The sequence below is a fragment of the Actinomadura litoris genome (genome assembly GCF_009733595.1).
Classification (GTDB): Bacteria; Actinomycetota; Actinomycetes; order Streptosporangiales; family Streptosporangiaceae; genus Spirillospora; species Spirillospora litoris.
The window spans coordinates 166,829-182,319 of sequence record NZ_WOFH01000002.1 but is presented as its reverse complement, the minus strand read 5'-3'; the positions used below and the strand labels follow the sequence as shown (position 1 = coordinate 182,319).

Genomic DNA, 15,491 nt, shown 5'->3' with positions numbered 1-15,491 from the left:
CATGAACCCGAACCCCGACCCCGCCCGCGACCAGAACGACGCGGTCGTCGCGGTGACCGTGATGGCCACCTTCCAGGGCTACGTCCAGCACGCCGAGGCGAAGATCTCCACGCTGCTCGTCGCGCACACCGGCGCGATCGTTGCGGTCATGGCGGCGCTGCCGACCCTGCCCGCGCCCGACGGGCCGTCCGGCCTCATGATGTCGGCGCTCTACCTCACGTTCGCGACCGCCTTCCTCCTGTCGGGCCACCACCTGATCCAGGCGCTGCGCCCACGGCCGCGCACCCCCGTCCCGCCCAGCGCGTTCGGCGTGTTCGGCGTCTCGCCCCAGTTCCCGCCGGACGGCCCCGCCCAGCGGGACGCGGCGTGGCAGATGGTGCGGCTGTTCGCGTTCCTCGCCGAGACCAAGAACCGCCACGTGGCCAAGGCCATCCCGGGCACGGCGGTGATGCTCGCCTCGTGCCTGGCGTGCATAGCGGCGGGGCAGATCCTGCACTGAACGGCGGATTCGGGGGGCGCGGAACCGGCCCTTTCGGATCGACCGCCCGTATTTTTACCGTCCGCACATCACGGGCAGAACATTCCCGGTTCAGGATGATCACCGAGGAATACATGACCGCGCCGGGCACAGGCGCCCGCGCGGGCGGTAGAAAAACGGGGGAAAACAGAATGAGGCGGATTATTACGGCCGCGCTCGGAACAACGGTCGCCGTCACCGGAATCGCCGGGATCGCGCCGGCGGCGCAGGCGGCGGGGGGACGCGTGATCGTCGTCCCGCCCGGACACTCGATCCAGAGGGCCGTCGACCACGCCCGGCCCGGAGACGTCATCAAGCTCAGGGCCGGGCACTACGACGGGGGCGTCCTCGTCCGCAAGCGCATCACCATCCACGGCGAGGGCAACAAGACGATCCTGCGCCCGGGCCACCGGGACCACTGCGCCAGGGTCAAGCACCCCGGCCAGGGGATCTGCGTCGTCGGCCGGGCGAAGCACCCGGTCCACGGCGTGACGATCCGCAACCTGGTCGTCCGGGACTTCGCCGACACCGGCGTCTACGGCATCCACACCGACCGCCTTTCGGTGCAGTCCGTCCTCGCCCGCAACAACGGCGAATACGGGATCGCGGAGTTCGCCTCCACGCGCGGCCACTTCCGCTGGAACTGGACCGTCGACAACGCCGACGACGCCGGGCTCTACGTCGGCGACACCGCCAACGCGCGCGGCACCGTCGTCGCCGACAACCATTCGATCGGCAACGCGATCGGCGTCCTCGTCCGGCACGCCCGCCACGTCATGGTCCATGACAACGAAATCGTCCACAACTGCGTCGGCGTCGCCCTCGTCGACGACAGCCAGCGGACCGGGCAGGGCAACACCACCGTCTGGAAGAACCGCGTCTCGAAGAACAACCGGGTCTGCCCGGCGCACGGGGAGGTGCCCCCGCTCGGCGGGACGGGAATCCTGTTCTTCGGCGGCGACCACAACATCGTCGAGCGCAACACCGTGACCGGGAACCGAGGGCGGCTCCCCTACTCCGGCGGCATCGTGCTGTTCCGCGGCACCCCGCCGCGCAACCGCCCCGCCCGCCACAACCTGATCAAGTCCAACCTCGTCCTCGGGAACGCGCCCTTCGACCTGGTCGACAAGAGCGGGAGCAGGACCAACCACTTCCGCGCCAACAAGTGCCGCACGTCCGACCCGCGCGGCCTCTGCTGACCGTCAGGGCCCCGTTCCCGCATCCCGGGAGCGGGGCCCGGCTCCACCCCGCAGGAACCGCTCCCCGAGCGGCGTCAGCGCGTGGTGCACCGTCCTCCCCCTGCGCTCGCTGGTCAGCAGGCCCGCGCCGCGCAGGGCCGTGGCGTGCTGGGACGCGGACGCCGCGCTGACCCCGAGCCGGGACGCGAGCGCCCCGGTCGTGAGCTCCCCGTCCGCCCCGACGATCCGGATCACGGCCGCTCGCGTCCGGCCGAACACCGCGGACGGGTCGCCCTCGGCTCCGCCCGGCGGCCGGGACGCGGGCACCACCACCGCCGCGGGCCGGTCTCCGGCGACCTGGACGCGCGGCCCCGTGACGAACGGCGAGAACAGGAACCGGAGCCCCCGCCCCTGGAGCCGGACGTCGCCGTCGCGCAGCGTCTCGATCTCCAGCACGGGAGGCGTCCAGCGGATGGCCGGATGCAGGCGGCCGAGCGCGGCACCGATCCCCGCGTCCGCCATCGTCCGGGCGAGACCGGACGCCTCGGCGCGCAGATGCGGGGTCAGCACGGCCCACCGGTCCGCCAGCGCGGCCCGGTGGAAGTCGCGGAGCCCGCGGACCAGCGTCCGCATCGCCTCCCCGTCGCCCGCGGCGAGGCGGGTCACCCACGAGGCCGGCGGGCGCGGCCCGTAGGACCGCTCCAGCTCCGCGCGGATCCGCCGGACCGGCGTCGAGGCGACGGCGTCGAGTTCCGCCTCCAACCCCGGCACGTCCGTGTACGGCGTCAGGAAGTCGGGGAGCAGCCGTCCGGGCGGCACCAGATCGAGCAGCATCCGCGACGGGCCGCGGGGCCGCGCGCTCGTCCGCAGGGCCTGGGCGCCGAAGACGGTCTGGGTGATCGGCGAGAGCCCGGGCAGGACGCGGATGCGGGTCAGATCCTCGTAGTCGAGCCAGAGCCGCAGCATGGCGGAAAGATACGACATTTCAGCTATTTCCAAAATCATTGCACCCCCGGCAGGGCCTGGTGAAAGGTGCGGCCCATGAACCGATTCCGCCTGCTCCTCCACACCGTCCCCCTGGTCATGGTCGCGACCATGGCCCCGTCGTCGCCCGCCGAGGCCGAGACGACCGTCCGCACGGGCGGCATCGACGGGGTTCCCTACCGGGTCGAGGTCCCGTCCCACTGGAACGGAACGCTGCTGCTGTGGAGCCACGGCGCCTACAGCCTGGAGGCCCCGGCACCCTCGGACATCGAGCTGACGAACCACCCGGCCACCCGGCAGTGGCTGCTCGACCACGGATACGCGCTGGCGGCCTCGAAACTCCGCTCCCCACGCGGCTGGGGCGCGGTCGAATCGGGCCTGAAGGACCAGATCGACCTGCTCGACTGGTTCACCGCGAACATCGGCAAACCCAAGCGGACCATCTCGGCGGGAGCATCCGCGGGCGGACTGACCGCCGTCCTCCTGGCGGAGCGCAACCCGGGCCGCTTCGCCGGCGTCGCCTCCCTCTGCGGGGTGGTCGGCGGCACGACGGGCCACTTCAACAGCGCCCTCGACGCGAACTTCGCGGTCAAGACCCTGCTCGCCCCCAGCCTCGACGTCGTCAACATCAAGGACCCGCAAACGAACACGGCCAACGCCCGCCGAGCACTCGGCGCCGCCCTGGCCTCCCCCACCGGCCGCGCCCGCCTCGCTCTCGCCGCGGCCCTCGCCGACATCCCGGCCCGCTACACCGCACGCGCACCCGCACCGGACACGGTCGCGGGCCAGGTGGAACAGCAGACCTACTACGCCGCCTACGACCGAGGCGCCTTCTGGGGCCTCAACCGCACGGACATCGAGCAGCGAGCGGGCGGAAACCCGTCCTGGAACACGGGCGTGAACTACCGGAAGCTCCTAGCCCGCTCCACCCAAAAAGCCCTGGTAGCACGCGCCTACAGCGACGCGGGCCTAAGCCTTCACAGAGACTTGGCCCGCCTCAACGCCGCCCCCCGAATAAAGGCAAACGCCCAAGCCGTCCGATACCTGAACAGATACGGCACCCCGACCGGCCGGACCACGGCACCGGTCATCACCCTGCACTCGACCGGCGACGGCAGCGTCCCCACCGACAACCAGCGCCGCTACGCCACCAAGATGCATCGCGCGGACCTGAAGCAGCTCTACGTCGACCGCGGCTACCACTGCACCTTCACCGCGTCCGAGGAGATACTCACCCTCCAAACCCTCCTCACCCGCATGAAGGCGAACCACTGGCCCACAACCAACCCGACCCCCCTCAACAAGGCCGCCGCCGAACTCGCCCCCGAGACCCAGACGGTGTTCGACACCGACCCCGAACCGGGCCTGCACCCCACGACCCCGTCCTTCACCCACCACACCCCAGGCCCCTACCTACGCCCCTGACCCACCGAGAAAAGGCCATGACCCGCAGGGGCGGTCATGGCCTTGAATCGGATGCTCAGCCCGGCAGCCGCAACCTGTACCAATGCGGATTGGTCTTGTTCATGGGCCACCCGAGCCCAGCGGTTTCCGCGGGTTCGGCCGCGAGCAGCTCCCACCCCGGGAACGCCTCCTCGACTTCCGCCTGCGACACCCCACCTATCCGGGAGCGCATCCGGTTGAGGCCGAAGGCGAGGATCAGCAAGGTGGCGTCAGGCTTGGCGAGCGAAGAAACCCCTCGCCCCACCGCTGAACGCTGCTGGACGTCGAACCCCTGGAAACAGCCGATATCGAGAAAGAAGTCGAACTCCCCCAGCTCGCTCGACAGGTTCGTCACGTCCCCCACGACGTAGGTCGCTCCACCGGTCTCACCCGCCTTCGCGGCCTCGATGGCGGCCGGCACGTAATCAACGCCCACGGCCTCCCACCCCCGCCGCGCCAGCTCCGGCGTGAACTGCCCCCGCCCGCACCCGAGATCGAGCGCCCGCCCGAGCGGCCGAGACCGCTCCCCCGCCTCCCGATCGAGCACCGCCGCGATACTCCCCGCCGCCGCCTTCCCGTACCGCTCCCACGGGGTGAACCGCATCCGATACAACCGAGCGTAGTTAGTCACCCGAACACCTTCCCCATGAGCACCCCGGAACCGGAACCAACTACAACTCATAGTACTACGTCCCGTAGTAGATGACCATGCCCCAAGCCCGAACCTCAAGGTGCTCGGGGTGTCGATGAGCCGCACATGCCCAGCCGAGGCACTCAAGCTCCGCGGCGCCCATCGTCCCTACGAGGGTTCAGCCGGAGGAGAGAGACAAGTCGGAGAGGCTCGCCAGGAGGCGCCACTCCGGACCGCCGGCGCACAGTATCTATCGCCGGGGTCGCCCGCATTGGGAATATCCTTTTACCTCTGACCGAATTTGGCCAATTCCGATGCTGCGGTCAGCCATTGCCCCTCCCCTAGCCGGCGCGCGATGATGAGGACGATGCAAATGATCTGGTAAGTGCCACCATCCGGCCAGCGGACGATGGAAGGAGATTGCGATCTTCGCCTACGAGTTCGCTACCATCGAGTGGTTGTGGGATCAAGGAGCCATCCAGGTCAACCTACCCGGCGACCAAGAAAATATGTATCGCGGCAACCACAAGGAAGTGGTAGCCCTACTCTGCACTTTCGGCCTTCAGGGCTGGGATGTCGCGGCCTGCTCCAGCACCGGGAACTGGCTCTTCTGGACCCTTCGACGGCAGCGTTGAACCACCCTTCGCCCAATCCCGACCAAGTTTCACCGGCCCCTTTCCCGTCCGAGAAGCCGGTGGGAAGCACTCCGAGTACGCCCTACGTCTGGCGGTCAGGAAGTTCCGCCGCACTCTGAGCCCGGACAGGCTCCGCCGCCTCCAAGACCTTCCAGGACGCCCCGTCCGGCGAGGACGGGTCTTCTGTACCCGCACCGGCAACCCGCTGAGCCGTAGCCGCCCGATTAGTCACTCACAAGATCAAAGGCCATGGTCCGCGCCTGCGAATCATGGCCTTGACGTGGGTGGGCGCGGACGGTTTCGAACCGCCGACTCCTCGCTTGTAAGGACTCGCGACCACCCGCCCGACGCCCCTGACCAGCACCCGACCAACGTCCGGGGGACGGCCTCGTCCACAGGCGCCCCAACCTAATGGCACGCAAATGGCACGCTCTCACCTCATGATCACCAAGGGTGATCGCGCTTCCGACCTGGCGAGAACCCAGACCTCGCGCTCCTCACTGGCACGCAAATGGCAAGATCCCTCGTCCACCCCCGCATCGACCGAAGGGCGCCGTGGCGGCTTGGCGTTCGCCGCCGGACCGACATCCCGTCGTCACAGACGCAGCGACCGGTCCGGAGTGCTCATTCGCACGAACGACGAGAAGCCGTGACAGCGCTTGGCGCGCGAATGAGTGCTCCGGCTCGCGGGGGTCCAAGGGCCTGCGAAGCCCCTTGGTTCGAGCACGCTCCACCGTCCTGGCCCTGCGGCCGTCACGGGGCGGCGCTGCGACCCCGAGCTGACGGGTCGGCCGAGCGGCGGCCGGTGCGGCGCCGATCGCGGCCGGGCGCCCACGCCGCACGCTCCGGGCGGCGCCGCCCCTTGATCCAAAACAGCCGAATTCGGCAATGCTCTTGTAAGCGCAACATGCTTCACGCCAACGAAGATCAATTAACGTCAGCCAGATCCGGCCAACAGGTCAGATCGACTCAGACATACCCACCGTAGCGAGTAACCTATCTAACACAACGAGGATTGCTGGATCATTGACCGAGGAAGATGAGATGACCCTTAATTCCGCAGGCGAACCCGGACAGGGGCCATCCCAAGGAAAATCGTCGAGTGACCTAATATCTGCACTCGTTGCCATTATCGCGGATGCTACCGGAGTTGTGGTTGCTTTTAAATCCGACCACGATCCTATATACATCGCCGCGGGTTTGACTCTCCTACTATGCGGCCTAGGATTATGTTTTCGCTCAGCTCTGCCCAATGACTCCCGCAAGTTGATTGCACCCGTCTTGCTCGTGATGGTCGGGGCCTTTTTACTGGGAGCATTTGCGAACAACGCAATAAAGAAGGATACAGCAGCGTCCAACTCAGCACCTTCGACCAGCCCTCACCCTACCGCATCGTCGCAAAAGAAGGTCACTGATTACGACCTCGCGGTAACCAAGCCAGAGAACGGTGACCTGGTAAGCACTTTTACCGATGTTAGAATTCATAGCCGCGCCCTGGGACCTGGCCTGCACGTTTGGGTGCTGACCAAATTCAAGGCGACCCAAAGACTATACCCACAAGGCGAATGCGACAACTTCGACGGATCGAACTTTGCGTGCAATCACGTTCAATTCAGCGATCCAGGCGACAATAAATCTGTTATGCAGGTTTCGGCCATCATCGTTGATGATCGAGGGAACTCAATTTTGCAGCGATACAAAAGCGGATTCGACAGCAAAGAGAGTCCAATATCGGCTATTCAAACATCCGCGACCATAACAGTGAAACGCAAGTGAGCCATATGGGAATGAAGTTAACTATCCATTTTGGGACTCACGGATAGAATTAAGCTAGACAGGCCACAGGAGAGTGGCGGCGAGAATGCGAGGGTTGCCACAGAGGCCAAAGTGTGATCCATACCGTCTTGGTCGGTGACCTTGGCTCCTGCTTCGCGGGCGATGATGACGCCGGCGGCTGTGTCCCAGGGCTTGTTGGAGAGTGTGATGCTGGCGTCCAGCTTGCCTTCGGCGACCCAGGCTAGGTCTAGGGCTGCTGAGCCGAGCATGCGGACTCGTTGGACGTTGGCGGCCAGGCGTTCGGTTAGGGCGAGGCGTAGGCGGTTCTTGGCTTCAGCTCCTTCGCCTACTGCGTAGTCGCCTATGGCGACGATGGCGTCTTTGAGGTCGGTGGTCATGCTGGCTTGGATGCGGCGGTCTCCGACGTAGGCGCCGGTGTGCTGGGCGGCCTGGTAGCGGGTGCCGAGGAACGGTAGGTCGATGACACCGACGATGGGGCGGCCCTTGTGGACCAGGCCGATGGAGAAGCCGCACAAGGGGATGCCTCGGACGAAGTTGGCCGTCCCGTCTACGGGGTCGATGGCCCAGAGAAGATCGCTCTTGGTGTCTCCGGTGATGCCTTCTTCTTCGCCGAGTATGGCGATGTCGGGTGTGCGGTCGCGGAGGTAGGCGCGGACGGCGCGTTCTACGGCGTAGTCGACTTCGGACGCCATGTCGCGGTCGCCCTTGGCGGTGAGCAGGCCGGGGACGCGCGTGCGCACTAGGTCACTGGCGATCTCCGCTGCCCTGAGGGCGACGGGGAGCAGCGATGCGGGTGCGTCGGTCATACGGGTCTGCCTCGTTCCCAGAGCGAGCGGAAGATCTCGTCAAGGTCCCATACAGGCCGGTGCCGGTGGGGTTGCGTTCGGCGAGGAAGGTGGGCGAGTCGACTCCGCGGGCCTGGGGGGAGGTAGGGCTGCATCACGCACAGGCGGTCGTCGATGAGCGTGATGTTGAACCGGATGGTCTCGTCGTAGACGGCCACGGACGATGCACTTGGGCCTCGGGCGAAAGGCGCTTGCGTAGACGGGTGAGAACCTCGATGTTCAGGCGGGTCAGGGTGGTGAGGTGGTTGTCGGTGCAGCCCTCTTCCTGTTCGCGGGCGTGGATGGCCTCGCCTTCGGGGTCCAGGAACAGGGCTTGCAGCGTCGTGCCGTTCTCGATCAGGCGGTAGAGGCGCTGGTCGGGGTACTGCTGGCACAGTGTGTTGAGTGAGAGGCCGGCGGCTCGGATGGTGGTGGCGCTGTCGAGGAGGGCGTGCGGCGGGTGGGCGGATGAGAACTCGGCGCGAGTGGTGTATACGGCGGTGACGTCGGCGTAGTCGGCCGTCCCGAACCGGTCGGTGGTCGACTCCAGGTCTGCGCGTTCGTCGCTCGTGGCGTCGGCGGGAGACTCGGCCGCCAGGAGGTGCGGCGGGCAGGGGGCGAACAGCTCCTCCGCCGTCCACCCGGGGAACATCGCCTCCAGGACGCGGCAGTGATCTTCGCTGAGGAGGAGGCGGCGGATCAGGAGCCGTAGTCACCCGGTTGGTCACTCACAAGATCGAAGGCCATGGTCCGCGACTGCGGATCATGGCCTTGACGTGGGTGGGCGCGGACGGTTTCGAACCGCCGACTCCTCGCTTGTAAGGCGAGTGCTCTACCCCTGAGCTACGCGCCCGCGTGCTCGTGACCGGGAAAGCGTACCCGGTTCGCGGGGGGTATCGCGAAACGGGGCGGAGGCGGCGAACCGGGTACGCGGGAGGGGGTCAGGAGTCGCCCAGGTGGACCCAGACCCCCTTGACCTCGGTGTAGGCGTCGATGGCGTAGGGGCCCATCTCGCGGCCCCAGCCGCTGGACTTGTAGCCGCCCCAGGGGGCGGCGGCGTCGGGGATGGGGAGCATGTTGACGAAGATTGCGCCGGCGCGGATGTCGGCGGCGAGGCGGTGGGCGGTGGCGAGGTCGCGGGTCCACAGGGACGCGGCGAGGCCGAACTCGGTGTCGTTGGCGCGGGCGGCCAGTTCCTCGGGGTCGTCGTAGGGCAGGACGGGCAGGACGGGCCCGAAGATCTCCTCGCGGGCGATCGTCATGTCGTCGGTGACGGAGCCGAAGACGGTGGGGCGGTAGAAGTTGCCGTTGGAGAGGGGGCCGTCGGCGCGGGCGCCGCCGGTGACCAGCTCGGCGCCCTGCTTCTCGCCCGTGCGTACGTAGGAGTCGACCTGGTCGAGGTGCTCCTGGGAGACGAGGGGGCCGATCTGGGTCTCGGGGTCGAGGCCGGGGCCGAGGCGGAGGGAGGCGGCGGCGGCCGCCAGCTTCTCGGTGAACTCGTCGGCGCGGCGGCGGTCGACGTAGAGGCGGGTGTAGGCGGCGCAGACCTGGCCGCTGTTCAGCAGGGCGCCCTGGAGGTTGCCGGCGACGGCGAGGTCGATGTCGGCGTCGCGGGCGATGACGCTGGGGGCCTTGCCGCCGAGTTCGAGGGTGACGCGCTTGAGGTTGCCGGCGGACGCCTGGACGATCTCGCGGCCGACGGCGCTGGAGCCGGTGAAGGAGACCTTGTCGACGCGGGGGTGCGCGACCAGGGCCTTCCCGGCGGCCGGGCCGCCGGTGAGCAGGTTGACCACGCCCGGGGGGAAGCCCGCCCGCTCGCACAGCTCGACCAGCCGGACGGTGGTCAGCGGCGTCTGCTCGGCCGGCTTGATGATCACGGTGTTGCCGCAGGCCAGCGCGGGGGCGAGCTTCCACGCGGCGATCATCAGGGGGAAGTTCCAGGGGGTGATCAGCGCGCAGACGCCCACGGGTTCGCGGCGGACGTAGTGCAGGGTGTCCGGGAAGGAGACCGGGGAGACCGAGCCCTCGATCTTGGTGCACCAGCCGGCGAAGTAGCGGAAGTGCTCGGCGGCGCCGGTGACGCTCACCGCGTGCGCGACGCCGAGGGGCTGGCCCTGGTCGCGGGTCTCCAGCTCGGCCAGCTCCGCCTCGTGCTCCTCGATCAGGTCGGCGACGCGCCACAGCAGCCGGGCGCGGGCGCTCGGCGCGATGGACGCCCAGGCCGGGTCCGCCAGGGCGGCGCGCGCCGCGTCCACCGCCCGGTCGACGTCGGCGGGGCCCGCCTCGGCGCAGGTCCCGAGCGCGGCGCCGGTCGAGGGGTCGGTGGTGGTGAACTCGGCGCCGTCGGCGGCGGCCGTCCATTCACCGTTGATATGGAGCTGGGTACGCGTGGTCATGGTGGGCCTCCCTTTGGGCCCAGCTTCGGGGGAGGCGGCGTAGGACGTCTTGTCTGTCGGTGTACGGCGGTTGACCGGTACCGCTCATTCAGCGGTGATCGTCACGCGGTACTCGCGGGGGCTGGCGCCGTAGGCGGCCTTGAACAGGCGGCTGAAGTGGGCGGCGTCGACGAAGCCCCAGCGGGCGGCGATGGCGCTGACCGGGCGGTTGAGCTGGAGCGGGTCGCGCAGGTCGCGGCGGCAGTGCTCCAGCCGGCGCTGCTTGATCCACATCGACACCGTCGTGCCCTCCTCGTGGAAGAGCTTGTACAGGTGCCGGGACGAGACGAAGTGCGCGGCGGCGATGCTGTCGGGGCACAGGTCGGGGTCGTCCAGGTGGCGCTCGATGTAGGCGCGGACGCGGATCAGCAGGGCGCGGCGGGCCGCGTCGGGGGTGGGGGCGGTGACGTCCAGGCGCTCGGCGAGCAGGGTGACGAGGAGGTCGACGATGTTGTCGCCGAGCCGGACGCCGCCCTGGTCGTCGAGGTCGTCCAGGTGCCGGGCGAGCTGGACGAGGAACGGCGACAGCAGCGCCCCGACGCCCTGGCGGCCGGAGATCCGGGTGGCGGTGATCCCGGCGATCGCCTCCTCGGGCAGGTGCAGGAGGCGGCGCGGGACCATCAGCACGAGCTGCCGGTAGGAGTCGTCGAAGGCCAGCGTGTAGGGCCGGGTGGTGTCGTAGATCGTGAAGTCGCCGGGGACGAGCGCGGCCTCGCGGCCGTCCTGGGTGAGCAGGCAGTAGCCGCTGAGCTGGACGCCCAGCTTGTAGTGGCCCGGGTCGGAGCGGGCGATCAGCGACCCCGTGCGGCGGACGACATGGGGCGTCGCGGCGACCTCGGCCACCTTCAGCGCGCCCAGCTCGCAGCCGCGCATCCGGCCCTCGAACCGGTCGGGACGGGACGTTTCAGTGCGCAGCGGGACGAACATGTCCGAGACGGAGCTGCGCCAGAACTCGAACCGTTCGCGCGCGGGCCTGTCCGCGGTGGCGATGAGCGTCGACATGCGTGTTTCCCCAGGTGAGATGCCCGGCCTCCCGGTCACATAGTGCCCTGCGGAGGCCGGTCGCACCAGGGGGGCGTTTCACTCCATGGACGCGCGGACGAGCAGCGTGTCGGTGAACTGCTCAAATCGGACGACCTTCCCGTCCCGAACACGCCAGACATGGACGAACCGGACACGCATCGACTTGCCGGTCGCGGCGAAGGTCCCGGCGTAGTGGCCGAGCGCCACGACCCGCCCCTCGTCGCCGTCGATGATCTCCTCGGCGGTGGCGGTGAAGTCCTTCCACTCGCCGCCGAGGCGGCCGAAGACGCCCTCGCGGATCGCGGGGACGCCGACATAGGTGCCCGCGTAGGGGAACCCGGCCATCTCCGTCCACTCGACGTCGTCGGCGAACGCCTCGACCATGCCGTCCAGGTCGCCCCGGTCGGAGGCCGCGTAGTGGGCCTTGATGATGTCGGACGCCTCGCTCATGGTCTCCCTCTCGTGTCGGTGGTCTGCTCCCGGTCGAGCACATCAAAGGACGCGCGCGCTTCCTTGGCTGTGTCGGAACAGTGCTTGTCTGTGGCGGCACGACCGGCGCCGGACCCGTCGTACCCGGATGGACCCGTGCCTACGCTGACCGCCCAGCAACGCGGACCCGGAGGGAGGCTGCCCGATGAGCGACGATCAGGCGGATGTGATCGTGGTCGGTGCCGGCTCGGCCGGCTCGGTCGTGGCGCGGCGGCTGGCGGACGCCGGGCTCCGCGTCCTGGTCGTCGAGGCGGGCCCGCACCGGGAGGCGCCCGAGGTGGACGACCCGGCCCGCATGCACGAGCTGTGGAACTCGCCGCTGGACTGGGGGTTCCGGACCGTCCCGCAGGAGCACGCGCACGGCCGGAGCCTGCACCTGCCGCGCGGCCACGTCGTCGGCGGGTCGCACGCGCTCAACGCGATGATCTGGGTGCGCGGCAACCCCGCCGACTACGACCGGTGGGCGGCGCTCGGCAACCCCGGCTGGTCGTGGGAGGACGTGCGCCCGGTCTTCGAGCGGATCGACGGCCTCGGCACCGGCGGGCCGGGCGTCCTCGACGTCCTGACCGGCTACCGGCCCGACCCCGTCCAGTGCTCGATCGTGGAGGCCGCGCAGGAGGCCGGGCTGCCGTTCAACCCCGACTACAACCAGGGGGCGTCGCAGGACGGCGTGTCCTTCATGCAGTTCACGATCCGCGGCCACACGCGGCTCACGACGGCCCGCGCGTACCTGGAGCCGGTCCTCGGGAAGGGCGTCACGCTCGTCCCGGACGCGCGGGCCCGGCGGCTGCTGCTGGAGGGCCGCCGCTGCGTGGGCGTCGAGTGGACGCGCGGCGGGCGGCTGGAGCGGGCCCGCGCCGGCCAGGTCGTGCTGTGCGGCGGCGCGATCGGGTCGCCGGTGCTGCTGCTGCGCTCGGGGATCGGGGACGCGGACGCGCTCGGCGGCGCGGCCGTCCACCTGCCGGGGGTGGGCCGCAACCTCCAGGACCACTGGCTGGTGCCGGTGATCGCCTCGACGGACCGTGCGCCGACGCTCTCGCGGGGACTCCCCCACACCCAGAGCCACCTGTTCTGGCGGAGCGGGCCGGGGCTGGAGGTGCCCGACCTGCAACCGCTGCACTTCGGCGTCCCCCTCTACGAGCCGTGGATGCACGGCCCGCCGGACGGGCTCTCGCTGATGGCGGGTCTCGTCCGCCCGGAGTCCAAGGGCGAGATCCGGCTGTCCGACGGCGCGGAGCCGCTGATCGACCCGCGCGTGCTGTCGGCGGACGCCGACCTGGACGCGCTGTGCGCCGCCGTCCGGCTCTGCCAGGAGATCATCGCGGCCCCCGCGCTGCGCGAGGGCTGGGGCACCCGCGAGCTGTACCCCGGGCCCCTCGCGGTGGACGAGGCGGGCCTGCGCGACTACGTCCGCGAGTCCGTGGTCACCTACCACCACCAGGCCGGGACCTGCAAGATGGGCGTGGACGACGAGGCGGTCGTCGATCCCGAACTGCGCGTCCACGGGGTGGAGGGCCTCCGGGTGGCGGACGCGTCGATCATGCCGGACGTGACGACCGGCAACACCAACGCCCCCGCCATCATGATCGGGGAAAGGGCCGCCGACCTGATCTTGGGAGGGGTCAGGACGCCGGGGTGATCCTGGCGAGCGCGGCGGCGAGCCGGTCGGGCGCCCGCCGCCCGCACGGGTCGCCCATCCCGGCCAGGACGGTCACCGCGATCCGCCCGAGCACCGGGCGCGCCAGCCCGTGCCTGGCCGCCAGCCGCATGACCCACGGATGCTCGATGGCCTGGGCGCACGCGCGGCCGAGCGTGAACGCGCCGCCGTGCGCCGACTTCAGCGCGGCCGGGTACCGGTGCAGCGCCCGCTCGCGCTGCGCCGCCGTCGGGCGGGCCAGCGCGGTCCCGATCGTCTCGGCGGCGAGCCGGGCGGCCTCCAGCGCGTAGGCGATGCCCTCGCCGCTGAACGGGTTGACCATGCCGCCCGAGTCGCCCACGAGCAGGAGCCCCGCGGCGTAGTGCGGCTGGCGGCTGAAGCCCATCGGCAGCGCCGCGCCCCGGACGGGCGTCAGCGCGTGCTCCTCGGTGAGCGCCCGGTCGGCCGGCAGCGACGCCAGCCAGCGGTCGAGGACCCGGCGGCAGTCGGCGCGGGTGTCGCGCAGCAGCGCGATCCCGGCGTTGCACGTCCCGTCGCCCATCCCGAAGATCCACCCGTATCCGGCGGGCGTGACGCCGAGCCGGATCTCCAGGTGGGCGTCGTCATGGCGGGGGCTGCGGTAGTAGCGGCGCGCGGCGGTGCCGATCGGGCGGTCCGGGCGGGGCCGCAGGCCGGTGGCGACCGACAGGCGCGAGGACGCCCCGTCCGCCGCGACGACCAGCCGCGCGTGGTGCTCCCGGCCTCCGGCGACCACGCCCGCCACCTGCCCGGTGCGGTTGCGGAGGGGCGCGGTGACCTTGGTGCCCTCCCGCAGCGTGGCGCCCGCCTTCACGGCCTGCTGGACGAGCAGCTCGTCGAGGTCCCGGCGCGTGCGGGTGAGGCCGAAGGCGGGCAGCGACCCGCCCGGCCAGCCGATCTCCAGGCGGTGGCGCCCGCCGACGAGCCGCAGCCCCGCGGTGCGGAACCAGCCCGGGTCCTCGACGTCGACGCCCAGCGCCACCAGCTCCTGGACGGCGCGGGGCGTGAGCCCGTCCCCGCAGACCTTCTCGCGGGGGAACGTGGTCTTCTCCAGGATGAGCACGTCCAGCCCGGCGCGTGCGAGGTGACAAGCCACGGCGGAGCCCGCGGGCCCCGCGCCAACCACGATGACGTCGGGCATGGACCCATGTTGCCCAAGCGAACGCCCCCAAACCACACCCTGGTTTTCGGTCCGTCCGCTCAGCGCCCCGGCGCGCGGCGAAGGTGCAGGTTGAACCACTCGGCGGCCTGGGTGGTGACCTCCTCAAGGGCGCCCGGCTCCTCGAACAGGTGGGTGGCGCCGGAGACGACGTGCAGTTCCGCGCGGCCGTCCAGCCGCTCCTGGGCGCGCCTGTTCAGCTCCAGCACCTCGGGGTCGCGGCCGCCCACGATGAGCAGCACCGGCGCCCGCACCCGCGGCAGCGACGGGCCCGCGAGGTCGGGCCGCCCGCCCCGCGAGACGACCGCCGCGACGTTCGGGCGGGCCGCCGTCGCCGCCAGCGCGGCGGCCGCGCCGGTGCTGGCGCCGAACAGGCCGAGCGGGACGCCGGCGGTGCGCGGCGCCGCCTCCAGGCCCTCCGCCAGCCGGTCGATCGTGCCGATCAGCCGCATCGTCAGCATCTCGATGTCGAAGCGCAGGGCGGCCGTCGCCGCGTCGTGCCGCTCCTCCTGCTCGGTGAGCAGGTCCAGCAGGAGCGTCCCGATGCCCGCCGCGTTCAGGCCGTGCGCGACGGCCCGGTTGCGGGGGCTGTGCCGGGAGCTGCCGCTGCCGTGCGCGAACAGCACCATGCCGGTCGGCTCGTCCGGGATGACGAGGTCGCCGGCCAGCGCGGCGTCGGCCAGCCCGATCGTGATCATCGA

At 70.2% G+C, this 15,491-nt stretch carries 14 protein-coding genes and 1 tRNA gene; 5 read left to right on the top strand and 10 right to left on the bottom strand.

The window, feature by feature from the left end; translation table 11 throughout:
* Position 1: 1 nt before the first annotated feature.
* Entirely contained in the window at positions 2-499 is a 498-nt protein-coding gene (locus GNZ18_RS40725) for a Pycsar system effector family protein (RefSeq protein ID WP_173390656.1), read from the top strand.
* A 170-nt stretch (positions 500-669) separates the two neighbouring features.
* The gene (locus GNZ18_RS40720) at positions 670-1,716 is read left to right on the top strand and encodes a right-handed parallel beta-helix repeat-containing protein (RefSeq protein WP_173390655.1); all 1,047 of its coding nucleotides are present in this window, start codon (positions 670-672) and stop codon (positions 1,714-1,716) included.
* 3 nt (positions 1,717-1,719) lie between these two features.
* On the opposite strand, the gene GNZ18_RS05295 is transcribed toward GNZ18_RS40720, so the two are convergent.
* Entirely contained in the window at positions 1,720-2,661 is a 942-nt protein-coding gene (locus tag GNZ18_RS05295; RefSeq protein WP_173390654.1) for an ArsR/SmtB family transcription factor, read from the bottom strand.
* A gap of 75 nt (positions 2,662-2,736) precedes the next feature.
* Here GNZ18_RS05295 and GNZ18_RS05290 point away from each other — a divergent pair, with 75 nt between their 5' ends.
* Positions 2,737-4,104 (top strand): alpha/beta hydrolase-fold protein, encoded by a 1,368-nt coding sequence (locus GNZ18_RS05290; protein ID WP_156214981.1) that lies wholly within the window; start codon positions 2,737-2,739, stop codon positions 4,102-4,104.
* Positions 4,105-4,159: 55 nt separating this feature from the next.
* Here the strand turns inward: GNZ18_RS05290 and GNZ18_RS05285 are convergent, their stop codons facing one another.
* Entirely contained in the window at positions 4,160-4,735 is a 576-nt protein-coding gene (locus GNZ18_RS05285) for a class I SAM-dependent methyltransferase (protein ID WP_156215573.1), read from the bottom strand.
* Between the two features lie 1,679 nt (positions 4,736-6,414).
* Here GNZ18_RS05285 and GNZ18_RS05280 point away from each other — a divergent pair.
* Positions 6,415-7,164 (top strand): hypothetical protein, encoded by a 750-nt coding sequence (locus GNZ18_RS05280; RefSeq protein ID WP_156214980.1) that lies wholly within the window; start codon positions 6,415-6,417, stop codon positions 7,162-7,164.
* A gap of 17 nt (positions 7,165-7,181) precedes the next feature.
* On the opposite strand, the gene GNZ18_RS05275 is transcribed toward GNZ18_RS05280, so the two are convergent.
* From GNZ18_RS05275 to GNZ18_RS05250, 6 genes are all read right to left on the bottom strand, one after another.
* Positions 7,182-7,991 carry an inositol monophosphatase family protein gene (locus tag GNZ18_RS05275; RefSeq protein WP_156214979.1) on the bottom strand — a complete coding sequence of 270 codons (810 nt, stop codon included), beginning with the start codon at positions 7,989-7,991 and terminating at the stop codon, positions 7,182-7,184.
* A gap of 133 nt (positions 7,992-8,124) precedes the next feature.
* Positions 8,125-8,661, bottom strand: coding sequence for a DUF5919 domain-containing protein (locus GNZ18_RS05270; protein ID WP_156214978.1), 537 nt, complete (start codon positions 8,659-8,661; stop codon positions 8,125-8,127).
* A 129-nt stretch (positions 8,662-8,790) separates the two neighbouring features.
* A tRNA-Val gene (locus tag GNZ18_RS05265) sits at positions 8,791-8,862 on the bottom strand.
* Positions 8,863-8,950: 88 nt separating this feature from the next.
* The gene (locus tag GNZ18_RS05260; RefSeq protein ID WP_156214977.1) at positions 8,951-10,405 is read right to left on the bottom strand and encodes an aldehyde dehydrogenase family protein; all 1,455 of its coding nucleotides are present in this window, start codon (positions 10,403-10,405) and stop codon (positions 8,951-8,953) included.
* A gap of 84 nt (positions 10,406-10,489) precedes the next feature.
* Complete coding sequence (locus GNZ18_RS05255; RefSeq protein ID WP_156214976.1) at positions 10,490-11,446, bottom strand: AraC-like ligand-binding domain-containing protein; 957 nt, start codon at positions 11,444-11,446, stop codon at positions 10,490-10,492.
* A gap of 78 nt (positions 11,447-11,524) precedes the next feature.
* Positions 11,525-11,917: a nuclear transport factor 2 family protein gene (locus GNZ18_RS05250; protein WP_156214975.1), complete on the bottom strand. Its 393-nt coding sequence runs from the start codon at positions 11,915-11,917 to the stop codon at positions 11,525-11,527.
* Between the two features lie 184 nt (positions 11,918-12,101).
* Here GNZ18_RS05250 and GNZ18_RS05245 point away from each other — a divergent pair, with 184 nt between their 5' ends.
* On the top strand, positions 12,102-13,595 hold the full coding sequence (locus tag GNZ18_RS05245; RefSeq protein WP_156214974.1) for a GMC family oxidoreductase: 1,494 nt from the start codon (positions 12,102-12,104) through the stop codon (positions 13,593-13,595).
* On the opposite strand, the gene GNZ18_RS05240 is transcribed toward GNZ18_RS05245, so the two are convergent.
* Together GNZ18_RS05240 and GNZ18_RS05235 are read right to left on the bottom strand one after the other, a co-directional pair.
* On the bottom strand, positions 13,579-14,772 hold the full coding sequence (locus GNZ18_RS05240) for a geranylgeranyl reductase family protein (RefSeq protein ID WP_156214973.1): 1,194 nt from the start codon (positions 14,770-14,772) through the stop codon (positions 13,579-13,581). The genes GNZ18_RS05245 and GNZ18_RS05240 overlap by 17 nt on opposite strands.
* Positions 14,773-14,831: 59 nt before the next feature.
* On the bottom strand, positions 14,832-15,488 hold the full coding sequence (locus tag GNZ18_RS05235) for a dienelactone hydrolase family protein (protein WP_156214972.1): 657 nt from the start codon (positions 15,486-15,488) through the stop codon (positions 14,832-14,834).
* Positions 15,489-15,491: the final 3 nt, after the last annotated feature.